General features: G+C 42.1%; 18 protein-coding genes. 2 read left to right on the forward strand and 16 right to left on the reverse strand.

What is annotated here, in order from left to right; all coding sequences use genetic code 11:
• Positions 1-395: 395 nt before the first annotated feature.
• The 12 genes from WA381_RS16210 to WA381_RS16265 all read right to left on the reverse strand — a co-directional run bounded on the left by WA381_RS16210 (position 396) and on the right by WA381_RS16265 (position 12,646).
• Positions 396-1,862 carry a DUF262 domain-containing protein gene (locus WA381_RS16210; RefSeq protein ID WP_156086558.1) on the reverse strand — a complete coding sequence of 489 codons (1,467 nt, stop codon included), beginning with the start codon at positions 1,860-1,862 and terminating at the stop codon, positions 396-398.
• Positions 1,863-1,870: 8 nt separating this feature from the next.
• On the reverse strand, positions 1,871-2,812 hold the full coding sequence (locus tag WA381_RS16215; RefSeq protein ID WP_156086557.1) for a hypothetical protein: 942 nt from the start codon (positions 2,810-2,812) through the stop codon (positions 1,871-1,873).
• Complete coding sequence (locus tag WA381_RS16220; RefSeq protein WP_156086556.1) at positions 2,796-4,022, reverse strand: AAA family ATPase; 1,227 nt, start codon at positions 4,020-4,022, stop codon at positions 2,796-2,798. Before WA381_RS16220 ends, WA381_RS16215 begins: the two co-directional genes overlap by 17 nt.
• Positions 4,023-4,868 carry a tyrosine-type recombinase/integrase gene (locus WA381_RS16225; protein ID WP_231506504.1) on the reverse strand — a complete coding sequence of 282 codons (846 nt, stop codon included), beginning with the start codon at positions 4,866-4,868 and terminating at the stop codon, positions 4,023-4,025. It abuts the gene before it with no gap.
• Positions 4,869-4,877: 9 nt separating this feature from the next.
• Positions 4,878-5,120, reverse strand: coding sequence for a hypothetical protein (locus WA381_RS16230; protein ID WP_231506503.1), 243 nt, complete (start codon positions 5,118-5,120; stop codon positions 4,878-4,880).
• Between the two features lie 301 nt (positions 5,121-5,421).
• The gene (locus tag WA381_RS16235; protein ID WP_014976860.1) at positions 5,422-5,601 is read right to left on the reverse strand and encodes a YrhK family protein; all 180 of its coding nucleotides are present in this window, start codon (positions 5,599-5,601) and stop codon (positions 5,422-5,424) included.
• 19 nt (positions 5,602-5,620) lie between these two features.
• Entirely contained in the window at positions 5,621-6,070 is a 450-nt protein-coding gene (locus WA381_RS16240) for a carboxymuconolactone decarboxylase family protein (RefSeq protein ID WP_049586902.1), read from the reverse strand.
• 48 nt (positions 6,071-6,118) lie between these two features.
• Positions 6,119-6,931 (reverse strand): helix-turn-helix domain-containing protein, encoded by an 813-nt coding sequence (locus WA381_RS16245; RefSeq protein WP_156086555.1) that lies wholly within the window; start codon positions 6,929-6,931, stop codon positions 6,119-6,121.
• A gap of 83 nt (positions 6,932-7,014) precedes the next feature.
• Positions 7,015-7,878 carry an alpha/beta fold hydrolase gene (locus WA381_RS16250; protein ID WP_156086554.1) on the reverse strand — a complete coding sequence of 288 codons (864 nt, stop codon included), beginning with the start codon at positions 7,876-7,878 and terminating at the stop codon, positions 7,015-7,017.
• A 144-nt stretch (positions 7,879-8,022) separates the two neighbouring features.
• The gene (locus WA381_RS16255) at positions 8,023-9,375 is read right to left on the reverse strand and encodes a sensor histidine kinase (protein WP_156086553.1); all 1,353 of its coding nucleotides are present in this window, start codon (positions 9,373-9,375) and stop codon (positions 8,023-8,025) included.
• Positions 9,372-10,901, reverse strand: a complete 1,530-nt coding sequence (locus WA381_RS16260) for a DUF3369 domain-containing protein (RefSeq protein WP_156086552.1) — start codon at positions 10,899-10,901, stop codon at positions 9,372-9,374. The genes WA381_RS16255 and WA381_RS16260 overlap by 4 nt, the downstream gene beginning before the upstream one ends.
• A 242-nt stretch (positions 10,902-11,143) precedes the next feature.
• Positions 11,144-12,646, reverse strand: coding sequence for a catalase (locus tag WA381_RS16265; RefSeq protein ID WP_156086551.1), 1,503 nt, complete (start codon positions 12,644-12,646; stop codon positions 11,144-11,146).
• 229 nt (positions 12,647-12,875) lie between these two features.
• Between WA381_RS16265 and WA381_RS16270 the strand changes: the two genes are divergently transcribed.
• Complete coding sequence (locus WA381_RS16270; protein ID WP_039225304.1) at positions 12,876-13,547, forward strand: nitroreductase; 672 nt, start codon at positions 12,876-12,878, stop codon at positions 13,545-13,547.
• Between the two features lie 146 nt (positions 13,548-13,693).
• Here the strand turns inward: WA381_RS16270 and WA381_RS16275 are convergent, their stop codons facing one another.
• The 4 genes from WA381_RS16275 to WA381_RS16290 form a co-directional block, all read right to left on the reverse strand.
• On the reverse strand, positions 13,694-15,577 hold the full coding sequence (locus WA381_RS16275) for a putative bifunctional diguanylate cyclase/phosphodiesterase (protein ID WP_156086550.1): 1,884 nt from the start codon (positions 15,575-15,577) through the stop codon (positions 13,694-13,696).
• Between the two features lie 147 nt (positions 15,578-15,724).
• Positions 15,725-16,831 (reverse strand): NADH:flavin oxidoreductase/NADH oxidase, encoded by a 1,107-nt coding sequence (locus tag WA381_RS16280; protein ID WP_014949897.1) that lies wholly within the window; start codon positions 16,829-16,831, stop codon positions 15,725-15,727.
• A 65-nt stretch (positions 16,832-16,896) separates the two neighbouring features.
• Complete coding sequence (locus WA381_RS16285) at positions 16,897-18,051, reverse strand: iron-containing alcohol dehydrogenase (RefSeq protein WP_014976852.1); 1,155 nt, start codon at positions 18,049-18,051, stop codon at positions 16,897-16,899.
• Between the two features lie 14 nt (positions 18,052-18,065).
• A complete protein-coding gene (locus WA381_RS16290) occupies positions 18,066-18,932 on the reverse strand; it encodes a type 1 glutamine amidotransferase domain-containing protein (RefSeq protein ID WP_156086549.1) in 867 nt (288 codons plus the stop codon).
• A gap of 108 nt (positions 18,933-19,040) precedes the next feature.
• On the opposite strand from WA381_RS16290, the gene WA381_RS16295 reads away from it, so the two are divergent.
• Complete coding sequence (locus tag WA381_RS16295; RefSeq protein ID WP_156086548.1) at positions 19,041-19,949, forward strand: LysR family transcriptional regulator; 909 nt, start codon at positions 19,041-19,043, stop codon at positions 19,947-19,949.
• Positions 19,950-20,029 lie beyond the last annotated feature (80 nt).

The following is a 20,029-nucleotide window of genomic DNA, read 5'->3' on the forward strand; positions in this document are numbered from 1 at the left end:
CCAAAGATGAGTAATAGATCAAAATGGGGGATCGGTGTCAAGAAAAATAAATCAGTTAATTAGGTGCGGAATGACGGCTACAATATAGCTGGCAGTAAAAAGTGGTCTGATTCTTTCTCTAAAGCCTCCAACCGCACTTTGCTGTTTTCTACAGGCGCACACGGCCTCAGGCACAGTCATGCCCAAGAAAGAATGGTTGAACTGAAAAGCTTGGGGTATAAATAAGAAACGGCCTTAGAGACCGTTTCACAGGAGATGGGGTATTTTAGGGCTGATATCACACTCACATATTTAAATTGAGGTAAATATGATTATTATGAAATCTTCTCATTATTTTATATGTGTGATGAAGTCACCCTCAAAAGTTTCGCCCATTAAACGTGACTGCATGGAAATTAATCAGAAATATATGTACTGTATTTACTTTTGAAAAGATTGAAATAATATTCTCTTCTTAGCTCTACATCCCTAATGATATCAGAAGGTTCAAATAAATCTTCTCCGTCAAGTGAATAAAAAACCTTATTTCCTATATCATTCTTTAAAGCAGAATCTTTGTATAGATTAATAGGTGGAAAGCTACAATATCGTTCTTTATCACCGGCGTCTCGCTTAACTAAATTAAATAAAATTTTTGCCACAGCAGACTGAGATTTGTAATTTGAACTATAGAGTTTATCTACAGCATTTTGGACTGAATTTTTAGACAACTGTTCTTTTAATTTTTGAGTTAAAACGGATTCGTTAAAGTTAGACTTAAAAAACTCAATAAGTTTTTCGGTAACAGATGGACTGCCAGCATACAATTCTGTGATTGAACCTTTATAAATAACTTTCTCTAACTGAGCTAAATCGCATTCATTTTCTTTTCTCCCAACAAAATAAAAATAAGAGAATACAATGTAAAGTATAATAGAATAAGGGAGCTCATTAAAGTTTCTGAATTTAAGTTCTTCACTTAAATAACTAACTGTCTGTTTGAAGGAGGAAACTATCCTAGGTTTAAGGCTCTTGAATTCTTCAGATCGAATTTGATGAGAGAGTTTTACGGTATCATCTTTAGCATATAGTTGATACTCTAAAGCAACTCGTATCGTCCTAATGACGCAATCTGAGTAAACCTTATCTCTTTTTTCCTCACTAACAAAATTGTTGTCATCAAGAATATCTATCAACTCAGAATTTAGTCTTGAAAATACATCTTCACCTGCTTGGTCGTAATTTAGCGCTTTAATTATATCTATAGATAAAATCTCTACACCGGTTCTATTTAATCTAGTAAATATTTCAATAGCAGAGTCTATACCACCACCAAGAAGTAAAATAGTTGAAAGCTTATACTTCCTAATTGTATTTGCGAACTTTTCAGCTCTAGATAACAACTCCTCTGAACCTGTAGCGTCAAATAATCTTTTCGATTCTTTTAGAAAGTCAGTGGTGTTTATTACTTTCGAAACAGGAAATAATTCTGCCCCAGCTTGTTCACCTTTATTTATGTGAATAAATTTTTCAGATTGAAGATCGATATATACATTCCAGATATCAGAATTATTATCACCAGAGAGGCAATTATACAATGTCGTAAGCCTCTGCTGCCCATCCAAAATATATAATGGCTCTGTAGATGAAGGGGAACAATTAAATATATTAGACCTTTCAATGTCTAACTCCGTCTCCCAAAGAAGAACTGAACCAATCGGGTAGCCATTATATATACTATCGAACAACTCAATTATATTACTTTTTTCCCACACATAGCCTCGTTGAAAAGCTGGAATAGTGTATTTACCTTCTTTAATACTAAAAACCAAATCATCAATATATAATATTTCCGGCTTAACTGACGTCTTATTTGTTTCCATGTTAAATCCTAAAGTATTCTTTCCAAAGCATTTTTAATACTTCTAAATTCTGATAATACTGCTCTGTTATATTCGTATTGTTTAATGAAGTAATCTACATTTCTTTCTTCAAATGCAGTATCCGAAATTTTGGAACCAAATCCATCATTTAAAAGCTTGATATCTTCCTGTTTGAGATTGTGATACAACCCTCCATAGACTGTATCGTTTGCTGCTTTATTTTTGAAGCCATCCTTAAAGTCGTAGAAGTCTTTTTGTACTGAACTTAAACTAGCCCAAAGAGATTGAGTGTCTTTACAATCAATTTGCTTTTCAATTAGATAACTATCTGGTATGTAATTTTCAATTTCTCGTTTCTTTAGGGTAATACACTCAACGCCCTTCGCACTGCACTTATTTACTATATTGACTTGTATAGTGCTCAAATTATCGGCTGCGAAATATTTATCAGAATCATGCACAACCATTACTCTTTTTAGAAATTCTGAGCGAGAACATATCGAATCGACAAGTTTGGGAATCTCACCACAACCACCATTTGACTCAACCTCCCAAAAAGACTCGAATGAGTCTATGAGAGCTTTAGCATTAACAACCTTTAGAACTAATAAAATAAACCTTAAGTCACTTATTTTATTTTCTAAAATAACATAAGCTTTAGAAGTCAAAATACGATACATATCATTTAAGGAGAATGACAAGTCTCTTTCGGGATTTTCACTGAAAGTAATAACTTTTTTAAATGCTATGTTATTTTCAGCTTTCTCATACAACTCTTTAAAAAGCTCTAATATATGCTGATGATCAGCTAAAGTTTTAAAAATGGCAGACTCAATATCAGGTGATGGAACATATATAGAGTGTTGTCCTTCGGACAAATCGATCAAAGTAATCAGTTTGTTTAAGACTTCAAAGTTTTCAGCAATTTCTAAATTAATTTTTATTAGCATTTTCAGTATTAGCCTTATTCATTTCCCTTACCTCTTGATAACTTTCCTCAAAGATACCTTTTGGCCACCAGTCAGTCTTGCCGTTTTCATCAATATATATGTAGTCGATTTTACAAGAATTATTTTCTTTTGATGTGTATATAATCTGAACATTATCAACTTTTTCTGCTGAGCTTCCTATCAACTTTCTACGCAGTCTGAGTGCAACCTCTTTAGAGTGTGTCTCTAAGAAATACACTTTATCATCTGAAATACCATCGAAGTAAAGTTCAATAACTGAGCTACTAACACCTGGGTGTAAGTGAATTTCAGGCTGCTCGACTACTTCAATACTTTTTCTCTTGTCCCATAAAAACCGGCTAACAATTAGAGGATAGAATTGAGAAAATCCAACTCCATCATCTACTATATTATTAGAAAATTCGTCTGTTTTTAGATGCAAGCTGAAACCTAAGTCGCCAATTTTTGGTTCAATATATCGATTGTTGAAATATCTAATCATCCAATCTTTTACATTCTTACAAAGCTCTCCCGTATGCTTCATATCATTATATAAAACAAAAGGTGCGTAAGTACCATCTTCGCCGACACTTGAGTAACTTGTTAAACTGTGAGGATAAACTCGTTTTGCTTTTGCTCTAAAAGGACCCAGATAGTTTGTAACTTTTTTAAATTTTTCTAAATGTGAAGTAAACCTAGTGAAGTAACCTTTATCATCAACCTCTTTTAAACAACTAGGATCTGGAATTGCTGCATTAAATGAAACGTGCATACTAATGCCGTTAACGAGATACAATTTTTGGGAAGGCGCTTCACCATCTAAATTTAATGAAATTTTAACTTCATCGTTGACATGAAATTCAAAGCTTTGAATTAGAGTTAACTTCTCTTTATTATAGTAAGCAAAACTTGTAGAAACTTTAAACCTTGTCCCTTCTTCACAAGTAAACTCAGCTCCAGTGGTAATTATTTTTGTTTCTACACCTTGGTAAGCAATATCAGAGAATTGTTCACCCAAATCTATATTTAGCGGCGAAAAATTTACTTGCTCTTCGTCTGAAGTAATAGACTCCATAATAAAAGGTATAAGGCGTGATAATGTACTTTTACCTGACCCATTTTTACCAATTACCAAATTAAAAGGCCTAATTTTTAAATCTAGCTCCTTGAAACCTTTATAATTAGTAGCAAATATCCTTGTTAATTTCATTTAAGAACCTTCAAATTTTTCTGACCACTTAATCATGGCCTCAGTACGACTTCTCATATACTTCTGTAAACTATAAACTTTTTGAACTCCTTGCAACTGATGATTTAATATTTTCTCAACCACAATGGGATCTGCGCCAATATCATCGTCCCCAAGTCGTGTAGCCATAGTTCTTCTTAAGTCATGGGGTACAAACTTTGGAACACCAAGCTCTTTTTGTTTGCGATTTACTGCTCTTGAAAGCGAATGACGATCAATTGGTTGTTCGCCAGTTCTACTATTGATGCATGTAGTACTAGGAAATACATATTTTGAGCCTAAATAGCTGAATGATGCCCTTAGTTCATCAAGCATAACTATCATATTTTGTGTAATTGGTACTTTGTGCGTTCGCTCACCATCTTTGTTTTGCTTCACTCGCTCAGCAGGGATAGTCCACATCATTTTATCAAAGTCGAACTCTTGCCACTGCGCACCCGTCACTTCTATCGGTCTACAACCGGTTAGAGCTATAAACTTCAAAGCGTAAATAACTTGAGTACTCACTCCGAGTTTAGGTAGGCGCTCGAATACTTGTATCAACTCTTCAAATGCAAGAGCCCGTGTCCTCGACTTTTCAATACCACCTACGTTCTTTTTCTTGGCGGTGCTAATTGGGTTTCCCTGCATTAGGTCACGCTCAACGGCAAAATCAAACATTTGCTTTAGGATAGAAAGGGTTTTGTTGGCTTGAGTACCCGCACCTCTGTCGGTGATTGGGTCTAATACTTTGCTTAAAATATCGCGGCGGGTAATGTCTTTTAATTTAACGCCCCCTATCCCTGGTAGAACGTCTTTATTGAACATACGCTCCACCTATTTTCTTACTTGTTTTAAATCTCGTTCACCATAATAGCCAAGGTGGTAGTTACGTTGTTTGCCCTTAGCGCCACCCAAGCGATAATTCAAATACAGCGCTACACGAACTGTTTTACGACCGTTAGTGGACTTGCCTACACGAGCATGGAAACCGCTCAATTTCGTATCATTAATACGTGTTATTTGATCAGAGATATTACTTAACGTTGAGTCACTCAGAAGCATTTTTACTGTCGCCATATGTAGCACCAATTTTTACTAAACCAACTACATGCAGCATATATGTAGCACAAAATCAGAACACCTACTTATTTCTAATCAAAGCTACTTAAAACTAATTGTCACTTTTATGGGGTGTCAGGGGGCGGAGGTTCAAATCCTCTCACACCGACCAACTTCTCTCCCCATTCAATGGCTTATGCCATATATATCAAAGTAAAATCGAAACTCACTTTTCTTGTACCAATATACAGCAGTAAATTTCGCTCAATAAAAGAGTGCATAGTTGTATATACACTCTTAAACACTATTTGCGCAAAGCCTAGTTGGTTTTAATGCTCAAGATGTCTAAAAGCATCAATAGAGAACCCGCCATAAATAACCATACTCCAGCGGTTGCAAATTTGCTGAAGGCTGGCAAGAAAAGGGTACTTCCCCAAAAAAAGCACAAGCAGGCGGCTACACCCAATTTGTTATTTTGTACTTGTTTCATGATAGTCATTTTCACGTCTTCCTTACTACTAAATAGAAGGTTGAAACTGAAGGCTTACTGAAATACGGTTCCAGCTATTAATTTGCAGAATAATAGACGTGAGTTCTATCAGCCCTTCTTTTCCGAACGTGCTTTCTACACTGTTATACATTTCTTCAGTAATAGTGGAAGAGTGGATAAGCGTTAACGCTTCCGTCCACGCTAATGCTGTTCTCTCTTCAAAACTGAAACAATCTAGCTCTCTCCATGCAGACAATACATCAAGCCTTGACTGATTTTCATCAGACTCTCTCGCTTCTTCGGCGTGCATGTGTTGGCAGAAGCCGCACTGATTAATTTGTGACGCACGAAGCTTAACTAAATGTATGAGTTTATGACTTAAAGTACTTTTGACTGAAGGCTTAACCAAGCCTGTGAGGTGCTCAAGAATATGGGGATATTCAGAATATAGCTCAGATTGTGTAATACGTTTTTTCATAGTGATCTCCTTAAAACTGCGGAGAACTATAAAGTCTAAGCAAAACGCTTAATTGTAAATTTGCGACAACTTTCGCTTTCTATACTGAAGGGGCGTTTCCAGCGCGAAATCACTAAACGAATGCGTAAAGTGCGCTTGGTCGAAGTAACCACATGCCAATGCGACGTGGCTCAGCGCTTCAGAATTTGAGGTTAATAACGATCGAGCATGGCGTATTTGAGCAAATTGATACAGTTTGTTTGGCGAGAAACCAAAGTTAGTGCGAAATTGGCGCTCCAGCGTTCTTCGGCTGACGCCGAACTGATCGGCAAGATGTTGTGGGGGCACCAGTAAATTCATCGACTGATAAAGCATGCGCTCCCATTTCTGAAAGGCTCCATCAGTATTTTCTGCTAGCTCAATCAACCAGTGCTGTATTGCTAAGCACTGCTGTCTAATAGTTTTTCCAATAAGATAGGCTTGTAGTCGTTGATAGGAATCACGCTGCTTAACCATAGCCAACGCGATGTCGATTTGTTGGTTTTTACTGTCATTAAAGGTTAAACCGAACAAGTATTTCAAGGCACCGGGCCTAAATCTTACACTTATTTGTCTGCAAGCCAGTTCCCACGGCATGGCGCAGACCTGAGTATGGTAAAACAATTGTGCTTCACAGTTAGTTTGATCGAGATAAAAAGTCAAACTAGCACCTGCATCGGGATAAAACTTTTCGTTTAGCGTTGTAGCTGAGCCTTCTGGGTTATCAATCACCCATATGCATTGTACAAACCGTTTTATGGAAGCAGCAGGGGTCACGAAACCAATATCAATCTGCTTAAAGCTAGCGGCAGGTATAATTTCGTTGTTGGTTGAAGCGTCCATAAACGTTGGTTGGGAGTCTAAGTTAAATCAGTGAAGCTTTATATTACCCCTGTCGCGTGCCGTATCAAGACAAAGTTTCACGTTTAGTTAGCGTAGCGACCTAAAAAGCTTGTTATAGATTTCACCACGGCTTCAGCACTTTCAATTTGCGGATAGTGCCCAATTTGATCGAGCTCAATTACGTCTGCATTAGGAATGAGTTGTTTGTACCGCGCCACCATATGCGCGCCAGAGATTGGATCAGCCATACCTGCGGTTAGTCGAAGAGGGGCATTGGCATTTTGCAGTGCACTTACCCAGCGCTCTCGGTATAGTTTACGCTGCTTCATATAGTCCAAAAGCAAGTGCATGTGTTTGTGACCATTATTTGTACTGATAAGTATCCAAAAATCATTGATGTCTTGATCTGAAGGAGGTGTGTTTGGGCCAAATATGTTGTGCATGCTTTTTCGAATTGCATTTTTGTTTAAAAAGCGAATGAGTAGACCACCAATTGGAGAGAGCAGCAGCTTTTGAATGGGCAGAGCACGATGTGTCTCAGGAAAAAGGCCACCGTTAAGTAAGTGCAGCGATTCGATGCGAAAGGCAAGGTCGTTTTCCAGTTGCTGCGCCATCATTTCTTGCGCAACCGTATCACCGTAATCATGAGATAGAACATGGGCACTTGTAATACCTAAATGCCTTATTACCTCACTTATCGTGTCTGCTTGCTCTTTAATTAAGTATTTTTTTGGTGACTTATCGCTAAAACCAAACCCCGGCATATCGAGCGTCACGCATTGATACTTGTTTGTAAGTGCTGGCCATATTTTAGCCCAATCAAAACTTGCGGTGGGGTATCCGTGAATGAGTAATAGTACTGGTCCCGTGCCTTCTGTTTTATAAAAAACTTGCTGACCGTCGACGTTTAAAAAGTGGCCGGAACTTCGCCAATGTGAAAGTTGCATTTCTACATGCCTTGTTATGTTTTTGTATTTAGCTTGCCCAGCCTTTGATTTCACGTCTGTCGTGAGGGCGACATTTTAATAATGTCGCGCGCTGCACAGGGAATTTATAACGCAGGGTATAGGTAGTGGAAAATGAGAGGTACGCTAGTCTTCAACCGGAATACAGACGGTTACTTTCGTTCCCTCTCCAAGGGTTGATGTTAAGTCAATCTCACCGTTAAATTTTTGTCGTACTAAGTTGTATAAAATATTTAGGCCCAGCCCTGTACCGCCTTTATCACGAGCCGTGGTGTAAAATGGCTCGAATACCTTCTTGTGAAGCGCCTCTGGTATGCCTTTGCCATTGTCTTGTACGCTAATCACAATGCCTTTGGCATTTTTACTGCAGCTCACACTCACTCTATTCACGTCGTTATTTACCGATGGACCAAAAGCGTGACGCTGAGCATTCGATATTAAATTTGTTAGCAATTGGGCAATTATACCTGGGCAGGTGGTTATCACTAAATTGGGCGTAACGTCTATGCTTAGCTCAACTTGTTCTTTGCGAAGCATGGGTTTTAAAGGGTTACAGACTCTAGGGATATATTCGTCTAATGCAATTTCTTCTATTTCTAACGACGTTTGGTCAGCAGAAGTGCGCTTAAAGTCTTGTACTAAATTCGCTGCCCGCATCAGGCTCGTTTCAGCCAAGTTTAGCCCTTCAGAGCAAATAGCTTCGAAGTCTTTAAAACCCTGCTCGGTTAATTCATCGTTTTCGAAGTCTCGATAGATGCCTTTTAGTTCTTCTTTGCAGTTACTGACGGAGGTAAGTGCAATGCCTAACGGCGTATTAACTTCGTGAGCAATGCCTGCGACTAGATTTCCTAACGCCGCCATTTTTTCTGACTCGACGAGCTTTTCTTGTGCAGCCTCAAGTTCAGCTGTGCGGTCTATTACTTTTTGCTCAAGGGTTTGGTTGGCCTCAATTAGCCTCTGCTCGTAATCTGCGCGCTCATTTGCACTCACTGCACGCCCGTAAAGGTCTGCCAGTGACGCCGCAAATACAACTTCATCGGCATGCCATTCACGGGCTTTGCCTTGATGTTCACAGCAAATTATCCCAATCATTTTGCCGCGGTGGCGAATAGGGACATCAAGCATAGAGCTAATTCCAAGCGGCGTTAAATACACTTCTGCAAATTCAAATGTTGCAACATCTGTTAATGCGTCGTGGGCCGCAATGGTTCTCTCTGAATCTAGCGCCTCGAAATAATGAGGAAAGTCTTTTCGGGTAAGTACTAAGCTTTCGTGGTCCAGGTCATTACCCTTATCAATGAGCAATGTGCACTGTACCAGTGTTTGCATTTCATCATACAACCAAATGCCAGCTCGAGTAATTTGCAAACCCTCACACACCGAGTTGATAATAAGTCTAGAAGCAACGTCTAATTCACCTTTATCAATATCTGCGCTTTGGCTAACGCGTAATAAGATTAGTTCTAGCGATTCTTTCATTCATCTTCGTCCGGTTCTGTGGCTCGGATTTCAAGGATCCTGTCGAAGTGCTCTATCATAATGTGGGTGATTAGCGGATCGAATTGTTTCCCGGAATTCTCATGAAGATAGGCTTTTACTTCCTCAGGACTCCATGCCGGTTTATAGCAGCGCTTAGATAGCAATGCGTCGACAACGTCGACAATTGCCATAATTCGGCCCTCCACGGGAATGTCGTCTCCAGCTAATCCTTCAGGGTAACCTTGACCATCCCACCGCTCATGATGCGTTTTCGCAATGATGGCGCCCATTTTAGCAACGATGCGATCAGATCCCGCAAGTAGCTCGTAGCCTTTTTGTGCATGGGTCTTCATGATCTCCCATTCTTCGGGGTCGAGTTTGCCCGGCTTATGTAAAATAGTTTCAGGGATGCTAATTTTACCCACATCATGAAGTGCGGCTGAATACCGTATGGTCTCAATAAACTCTCGGCTCATGTGAAGCTTTTCAGAGAGAAATTCGGTCATAAGAATGACCCTTCTCACATGACCACCGGTCTCTTTACTCCGCATTTCGATTGCGTCGCTAAGCACCATAATGAGTTCTTTTTGGGTTTTTTGTATGTCTTCTTTTTGCGTGAGATTTTGGAATATTACCGCCACATTAGAGGCAAACATCTCTAAGGTCTTGCGCTGCAGAGCATCCAGTGGATGATCTAATTTAACATACAAGATGTTGTGGCTATCTTCTCCAGTAGGGTAGTAGCCGATGAATAACTCTTTAGACTGATAGTGACTTTTGCTTTCTAAGACTTGTTTGATTTCTTCTTCGATGGTTTCAGGAATTCGGCTAGAAATTCCAGGTTTGCATAATCCAACTAGGTCGCCGCTGGCACCTAGCACCGTCATGGTCGTATCGCCATATAAGTCGGTGTGCTGAGTAGACAAGTAGAGTACAGAGTTGTTTAGGTTAAGCAGTGTAAGTGTCTGTTTCAACACTGCGGTGCCAAATTGGGCTAAAGACTGGCTTGCTAAAACGGAAGACGAGGATTTTAAAACGTCTTCCATACCGCGCTTACCTTGCTCAATAGTCTGAATATCCCGATACGACCTTATTGCTGTGTACACACATGATTTAAGTTTAAGCGATGATAATTCGGTTTTGGCTTTGTAGTCGTTTATGTCGTAACGCCTGATTACCTCTTCTTCCGGCGCCTGACCAGGTTGACCTGTTCGCAGAATAAGGCGGGCGGTATGGTTATTGAGCTCGTTGCGAATGGCATCAACCAAATTCAAACCCGCATCGTCAGTTTCCATCACCACATCAACGAAAGCGAGAGCGATGTCTGGATTTGCTTTGAAAAGTGCTAGGCCTTCAGCGCCACTGTGAGCTGATAGAAATTCAACCCCGCGTTTTTCGAAATTAAATTTCCGCAGAGTGAGTTTAGTGACCTCATGTACGCCTTCTTCATCATCGATTATGGCTATTTTCCATGGAGCTTGGCGAGAGGTGGATTGTTCTGTTTTTGACTTCTTAAATAACGACATACATAGCGCTATAAACGTTTAGATACATTAAACGTAAGCCACAATTTTCAATCTCGCAAACTTACTCGACAAGTTTTGTTCTAAAGTTCAATGAGCATATTTTGATGTCAGAAGTCTCTTTATCATCAGTTAGACGTGTTTTAGGCAAGTATTAAAAATATGCCATGTTTGTTAAATTGTGGAGCCCAGCAGATTCCAGTAGGAGAAAACTGCTGGGCCGCAATACCTTTCAACAATAGCGTTTAGCTATCTTCGATAGGGGTATTTTCAGTAATCGGTACCGTATTTACGTCGGTATCTAAGCTTTCTACCGCATTTCGTACGCCTGCGGCGTAATCTGGGTGTACCTTTTCTAGCACGGCGTACCAACGCTCTTTTACGTTATCTGAGCACGGGCCCATAGCGGCAGCGTAGTTTTTATATAGCCGTTCTTTTTGATCATCAGAAAACATCTCATACAGTTTTCGCGGCTGCACGTAATCCACATCTGCTTCACCTTGATGATATCTATCAGCGTCTCCATCAATGCGAAGCGGAGGCTCTTTCACTGAAAAGTCAGCCACCGGACCTTCGTATTGATTGGGCTCATAGTAGGCGTCAGGGTTACCAAAATCATTGGTAAAGAAGCGCATCGCGCCGTCTTTGTGATAGTGGTTTACCTTGCTATTTTTCGGCGCGTTAGCGGGGAGTGCTTCATAGTGTGTGCCCAAACGATAGCGATGGGCATCAGCATAAGAAAATATGCGAGCCTGAAGCATTTTGTCAGGGCTAAAGCCAATACCAGGGACAACATTTGACGGACTGAATGCTGCGTTTTCTATCATTTGAAAGTAGTTTTCTGGATTTCTGTTCATTTCCAGTTCGCCAACTTCAATAAGCGGATAGTCATCGTGCGGCCACACCTTGGTTAGGTCGAACGGGTTATAGCTTTGCTGTCCTGCTTCCTCTTCTGGCATGGCCTGAATGTACATTTTCCATTTTGGGAAATTGCCTTCTTCAATGGCGTTATATAGCTCTTCTTGATATTTTTCCCGAGTGCTTCCAATGATTTTTTCAGACGTTTCATTGGTGTAGTTTTTAATGCCTTGTTGAGTTTTGAAATGGAACTTCACCCAATGACGCTTGCCTTCTTTATTCCACATGCTGAAAGTGTGGCTGCCATAGCCGTTCATGTGCATAGGTGACACCGGAATACCACGGTCTGACATTAAAATGGTAACTTGGTGCACGCTTTCTGGCTGTGCAGCCCAAAAGTCGAACATGGCTTCTGGTGAGCGCAGGTTAGTTTTCGGATGGCGTTTTTGCGTACGAATAAAGTCAGGGAACTTGTATCCATCGCGAATGAAGAAGATAGGAGTATTATTACCTACCATATCCCAGTTGCCTTGTTGTGTGTAAAACTTCAAGCTAAAGCCTCGCACGTCACGCTCGGTATCAGCTGCGCCTGATTCTCCTGCTACCGTAGACCACCGGCTTAATACTTCAGTTTGTTTACCCACTTCTGAGAATAAGTCAGCGCATGTGTAATCGGTAATGTCGTGCGTGACCGTAAATGTGCCCTGTGCACCCCAGCCTTTCGCGTGAACGACACGTTCTGGAATTCGTTCGCGGTTTTGATGCGCTAACTTTTCGATTAGTTGATAATCTTGTAAGAGGGCGGGGCCGCGCTCTCCTGCTGTTTTAGTGGTTTCGTTACTTACTACGGGGGCGCCTGCCGACGTGGTTAATTGCGGTTTCTTAGCCATTATAAAACTCCTTTCGTATGCTTTTTTTGAAAGCCAAACTTCCATAAACATCATGTGTGCCTGACTCATGACATGCTTTTGCTACGCACTGCTAAATGAAAGGGTTTACAAACTTCTATATATATCTATAAAAACAAACAATCTGAATTAGGTTTGCCACCTATTGAAGAGTAAACTCGTCGTGTTTACTCTAACTTAACAAGTTCAATTACCGCGTTTAAGGAAGTGTATGAATTTTGCCGAGTTTGCAGCATCAAGAAAGAGTGTTAGAGGGTTCACTAAACAGCCTGTTACTAAGGAAACAGTAGACGCGATTATCAACGCAGCGAAGTGGGCGCCATCGTCCTATAACACGCAAACCTGGAAAATTCATGCAGTAACAGGCGACGTGCTTGATAAAATTCGTGAAGGCAACACCAAAAATACACTTGAAGGTAAACCGCACGTTCGAGACTTTCCCTACAAAGAGGATTACGAGGGGATTCACCGTCAGCGTCAAATTGATGTAGCCATACAGCTGTTCGACGTAATGGGAATAACCCGAGAAGACAAGGAAAAGCGTATGGATTGGATGATGCGCGGCTTTAGGCAGTTTGATGCGCCCGTTTCTTTGGTGCTTACCTATGACAAGGCTTTAGAGCCAGCAGGGATCACCCAGTTTGGTTTAGGGTCGCTGGCGTATGGCATTGTGCTAGCTGCATGGGACTTAGGGCTTGGTTGTGTTATCAATGGTCAGGGCATTATGCAGTCCGATGTAGTACACAAGCACGCTAACATCCCTGATGATGAGGCCATTATGATTTGCATAGCCTTAGGCTATCCAGACCCTGAGTTCGCTGCAAACGAGGTTCGCTCAACCCGCGCCGACAACGAAGAGTTTGTGACGTATCACGGGTTTTAGCGTTTTTCGATTTAGGCAGATTGTTATTTTTTCAGCAAGCCAATGCTGCGTTAAGCCATCGGCATGAAAATGTCCGTTTGAAATATCATGAGCTTCTAAAACGGTGCCTTCACAACGGAACATTTCCGAATTTTTAGTGTAAGTGGTTACTTTGTTGGATGATTACTTAAAAATCGTTCTATCTCGGGCGCGGGGAGTGGCTTGCTCCAATAATAGCCTTGCCCCAAGTCACATCCCATTTTTATTAGCTTTTCTAAAGCGGGTTTACTTTCAATACCTTCAGCTACCGCTTTCATGCCAAGGCTGTCGGCAATGCTGATTATTGCTGCAACTAAAGGTGCGTCGTTTTCCCCAATGCCTAAGGTGTTGATAAAAATGCGGTCTATTTTGAGTTTGCGAGCGCTAAATGTCTGTAGATAATTTAAATTAGAGTAACCGGTACCAAAATCATCAATAGCAAAGTGCACGCCTAACGATTTAATGGCTTCGAGTTGTTCGCCAGTGGTGCCATTTTCATCCGCGAGTATGGTTTCAGTTAGCTCCAGCTCTAAAAATTGCGGTGCTAATTGTGAATTTTGCAAAGCCTGCTCAACGACAGCGGGGAGCGTACCATCTTTGAATTGTGCAAAGGATAAGTTTACGGCAACCGTAAGATTAGTATGACCGTTTTCATGCTGTTTAGCGCAAAATTCACAAGCCTGGTTTAACACCCACGCACCAAGAGGGATGATCAGGCCACTGCTTTCCGCTAAAGGTATGAACTTGTCGGGGAATATCATTGAGCCGTCTTTCTGAGGCCATCTCAAAAGCGCCTCTACTGCTTGAACCTTGTTAGAGGCAAGGTCTATCAACGGTTGGTAGTACACTTCGAATTCATTGGCCTGTACGGCCGGGCGTAAACGCTGAATAAGTGTGAATTTTTCATCGTTTTCTTCGTCAAAGCGAACGTCATAGTATTCGTATCTATTTCTACCGTTGCGTTTCGCTTCGTACATTGCAATATCTGCTTTTCGGCACAGCTGTTTAAATTTAATTCCGTCATAAGGCGCTTGTGCTACACCAATTGAACCCGATACTACCACTTTGGTTTGCAGCACTTCGAATTCGTTCGAACACCACGTAATTAAGTTCTTACATAAGTCATCGATTTCAGATTTGTCTGATATTTCTGGCGCCAACACAATAAACTCATCGCCACCGAAGCGTATTAAACTTTGCTTTGTGGATAGGTGGTCGGTGATGGTTTGAGATATTTTTTGAAGAAACCGCTCGCCCGCAGCATGACCAAGAGCGTCATTCACGGGTTTAAAGTTGTCTAAGTCTATGAACAGCAGCGCGAGCTGAAGCCCTTTTTCTTCACTCTCTCGTAGCTTTTCGTTGAAAAGTCGCTCGCCCAAAATCCTATTTGGCAAGTTTGTGAGCGGATCGTGATGTGCTAAGTGCTGGATATGTGCTCTATTTTGCTCAACTTTAGACACCTCTTGCTGCAGTGACTGCATAAGCCGACGAATATCCTGTATCAAAATAAAAACGCTGAAGCCCGTAATAACGTAAATAACCATGATGAAAAGCACATGAGACCAGCTCAAAATAGGCGGGTTTGGTGTTACCACATCGTGCATTATCAACCACGTAAGCGTAATGCACTGTAGAAGCACTAAAGATAAAACGGTGCCAAATAGGGCAATTCCACCTAATAAAGCCGCAAATATGATGACGCCAGGGTAGCCAATCATGGCGATATCAAATACGCCTGCACCTGTTGCGGATAGGGCAAACAGCATTGACGACATAGCGCCTAAAAGTAGGTAACTGCTGGTGGTAACGTAATACTTGTATGCGAGCGAGCCAGTGACGATTAATGAGAACAAGCCCAGTAAAAAGATATCAAAAGTTATGCCTCTCGCGACCAGAGACGAAGCGAAAAGCCCGAAGCCTGTTACCGCGCTTATTTGAATGACACGGCGCCTTCGGAGTGACGTTAGATCAGCAAGCTTTGCTGATGAGGAAAAAAAATCTTTAACCTGCATTCTTCCAAATCTTGAAGGAGGTTTATAGCAACCTTAAACCTAACTTGGAAAAAAGCAAGTGCAGAGACGCAACGTTATACGTTATTGGCAAAAGACGAGGAAAAACACAGCAGTGCTCGAAAACACTGCTGCCCGTAAAGTCAATAACTACCTTTCGTCTGATGGTGCGTAACGCTCCAACCAGTGTGCATATGGTGCAGGCATTACCCAAGATGGTTTTTCAACGCCTAGCTTTTTCGCTGCAAAGTAAGACCAGTGTGGGTTAGTAAGATGCATTCTACCTACCATAACAACGTCAAGTTGTTGGTTTTCAATGGTATCGTTGGCGAGCTCTGGTGTGTCTACTCCCCACGCTGTAGCAACCGGGATCCCGGCTTCATCACGTACCTTTTTAGCAATTGGAGCAAGGAAAGCCGGGCCCCAAGGAATATTCGCATCAGGCGTGTTAAAGCCAACGCTAACGCTAACGAAATCAGTACCAATTTCTTTGAACTGTTTTACAAGTTCGATAGACTCGCTCAACGTCTGTTCGTCATCACCATCGTATTCGATAACGCCAAAGCGTACGGTAAGCGGTAGGTTTTCAGGCCAAACCGCGCGCACTGCGCTCAGTGTTTCAAGTAAGAATCGACCACGGCCTTGCGCATCACCGCCGTATTCGTCGGTACGCTTATTGGCGTGCTTCGAGAAAAAGCTTTGAGCCAAATAACCGTGGGCAAAATGCAGTTCAAGCCACTCGAATCCAGCTTCAAGCGCGCGCTGGGCACCTTTCACAAAGTCACTCTTAACGCGCTCAATATCGGCTTTGGTCATTTCTGTAGGCGTAACAGGTAAGTGTGCCCCAAAGGCTTCTGCCGAAGGTCCAATAGGCTGCCACCCTTTTTCTTCACTTGGCTGAATGTGGTCATCACCTTCCCAAGGGCGGTTAGCACTCGCTTTGCGCCCTGCATGTGCAATTTGAATTCCAGCAACAGCGCCTTGGCTTTTTATACGATCAGCAACATTTTTTAAGCCACTAACGTGTTCATCTTTCCAAATACCTAAGCAATTTGGCGTGATGCGTCCTTCTGGCGAGACGGCGGTTGCCTCAACGATAACCAATCCAGCACCGCCTCGGGCAAATGACTGGTAGTTTGCTTCATGCCACTGATTTGTAAACCCATCTTCTGCAGAGTATTGGCACATAGGAGGCACAGCAATACGATTGCGAAGCGTCACGTCTTTTAACGAAAATTGTTCAAATAATGCAGTCATATTTCTCTCTTTTTAAATAAACACAAAAGCACTCAGCGAAGGCTGAGTGCTTTAAAATCTAGGGGTTATGCCGCAAGAGTTAGAATTTCACGGGCTTTAGCAAGGTCGATGTCACCATGCTCGCCAAGCGCTGTTAAGCCGTTGCGTTCAAGGTTCTCGATTAGTCCATCAATGGCAGACTTTTCAATGTTGTGGTCTGACAGGCGGGTTTTAACCTGCATAGTTTCAAAAAAGTCCTGAACCGCTTTTATGGTTAAGTCGATGGCCTTTTCTTTGTCATTTTCCTGAATGCCAAACACGCGCTCACCTAGCTGCAGAATTTTTTCCTGCTTTTTGTCACGCTGCACGAACATTAACGACGGTAGAACAATTGCTAGGGTCACGGCGTGATCTAAACCGTGTAACGCAGTAAGTTCGTGACCTATCATATGAGTGCCCCAGTCTTGCGGTACACCTTTGCCGATTAATCCGTTAAGCGCCATTGTTGCTGACCACATTACGTTTGCACGCACATCGTAATCTTCAGGCGTCGCTAACGCTTTAGGGCCTTCTTGAACTAAGGTTTGTAAAATTCCTTCTGCAAAGCGGTCTTGAAGCGGTGCGTTTACAGGGTAGGTAAGGTATTGCTCAATCACGTGAACAAAAGCATCAACCACGCCGTTCGATACTTGACGTGGTGGTAGTGAATAGGTGAACTCAGGATCGAGTACGGCAAAAACAGGCTGAACTGTTTCAGAAGAAAACGCGCGTTTTTGCGACGTTTCTTTTCTGTTTACTACCGAGTTACCGTTACTCTCAGACCCTGTCGCAGGTAAAGTAAGTACTGCGCCAATAGGTAATGGATTTTCAAATGCTGCACCTTTAACAAGTATGTCCCACGGATCGCCTGCAAAGTTAACGGCAGCAGCTACAAATTTCGCGCCATCAATAACACTTCCACCGCCAACCGCAAGAATGAAGTTCACGTCATTTTCACGGGCGACATTCACAGCTTTCATCAGTGTTTCAAATTCTGGGTTTGGTTCAACACCCTGAAATTCAATAACTTCAGCACCTGCTAGTGCAGTCGTTACTTTATCGTAAATACCATTTTTCTTAATTGAGCCGCCACCGTAGAGGAAGAGGACTTTTGCTTGTTTCGGCAAACGTGAAGACACTTCACTTAGTTGCCCTTTGCCGAACAAAATTTCGGTTTGATTCTTAAACGTAAAATTAAGCATAGTATTGCCTGTCCTTAATTAGGTTGTGAATTTAACTGTTGTAAAAGCTTTTCAGCTAACAGTTCATCAGAAAACGGGTTTTGGCCTGTAATAAGCTCACGGTCTACTACTACATTGGGCGCCCACATTTCTTTGAATTCCATCTTGCCACCCGCTTGCGCCATGGCGTCTGCTGGGTAGTACAATAACGTTGCGTCGTTTAACGTGCTTTCAAAATAGGCCTCTTCCGGTGTGGAGAAGATTGTCATTTTGTAGCCATCATAAATCCAACTCTCAGATGAGGCTTGCTCACCGGATTTCAATGCCAGTTCAAATGCCTGCGGGTTAGATTGCCCAGAAAGTAAGGCGATTGGGCCATGGCAGATAGCGGCAGTAGGTTTTCCTTCACTGTGAAAGTGAGACAAAATTTCACCCACTTGAGGATTGTTTGCCAGGTCGATAAGCGGTGCATGACCGCCTGGAATGAATACGCCTTCAAACTCTTCTAGCCCTTGTCCAATCACTTCGCTCAATGACAGCGTGTCATCAATGCCTTCTATTGACGCTACAAAGGTTTGAATGTCTCGCATTTGCGATTCGCCGCCATCAAAGTATTGCGGTATTACTGACTTTTTATCTACAGATGGCGCATTGCCTTTTGGCGTGGCCAATACCAGTTTGTAGCCTGCGTCTACCAATGCTTTTGCCGGCACACCAAACTCGTTAAGGTAATAGCCTGTAGGCTCTGTTTTGCCATCTGCAAGCTGCATTACATTTTCACTTGAAAGTAGTACAAGTATTTCGCCTTTACTGGCATTCGCAGCTTTAACGTCTGCCGCATAGGCCGACTGTGATAAACCCGCAATAATGGCGAGCGATAAAATTGATGATGCTGATTTCATGTGCAGCTCCTGTCGCATTAGAAAGTGCGTGTATCTTAGAGAGGTTGGCTTACATCGAGAAGTCAGATAAATTGTGATGAGTCATCAAAAATCTGATGGGTAGGGATTATGTCTTACTTAACACAGTTAAAAACCTTTGTAGAAGTTTATCGAAGCGGCAACATTACACGTGCTGCAGCTCGCCTTCATATGTCTCAGCCAGCGGTCACTTCTCACATACAAGCCATGGAGAATATTGTCGGTAAAGAGTTGTTCATAAGAAAAGCGAGAGGCGTTGAGCCAACGGCTATCGCTGATGACTTGGCGCTGCAGGTCGCCAGTCACATTGATACGTTAGAGCAGAAAGTGGCTTCTATTCGCAGTCGTGCTTCCACCGATCACGGCACGTTACACCTTGCAGGGCCTGCGGAGTACCTCAGTCTGGTGGCAGGTCCGGCACTCGCTAACTTGCTTCAGGCCGATAAAGTGAATTTAGTGATCCATACCGGCAACAAAAGTAATATTTATCATTTGTTGGAAAACGATGTAGCGGAGCTTGCCATTACGGCCTCTGAGCCCACTGACGCGGTGTATGAATATCAGAAGTTGGATAAAGAGCGCTTAATCTTAGTGATGAACCGTGTGCAGGGAAAGTTGCTGGGAGAAAGAGAAATATCGGCAGCGCTACTCAACCAACATAAAGTAGTGACGTATGATGAACAGTTACCGCTTGTTCGGCGATACTTTTCGGAGGTATTTAATGCCGCGTGTGAGTCGCCTGTCGCGGCTGTTTGCCCCGATATAAGAGCAATAAGTAGTATTATCAAAGCGGGAATTGGTTATTCCGTTTTGCCTGACTACTTATGTAAAGAAGGTATTGCAAAAGGCGAATTGGTCGCGCTGGGCAAGCCAGGCCCAGAAAACGATGTTTATTTAGTGTGGAAAAAGGGAGCGCTTCGTCATCCTAGGGTCGACTTCGCCAAAGATGTCATAATGGCTTTTGCAAACATTAACTATTTTTCGACACTTCCTGATTGAAGCTAGACGCCTAAAAAGGGCGACGCATTTGGACAAGGCGTCGCCAATTGTTCCTAGTTTAAATAAACAGGGCTTGTTGG

It is taken from the genome of Alteromonas sp. CH_MED4-4 (genome assembly GCF_037029575.1).
GTDB classification, from domain to species: domain Bacteria; phylum Pseudomonadota; class Gammaproteobacteria; order Enterobacterales; family Alteromonadaceae; genus Alteromonas; species Alteromonas macleodii.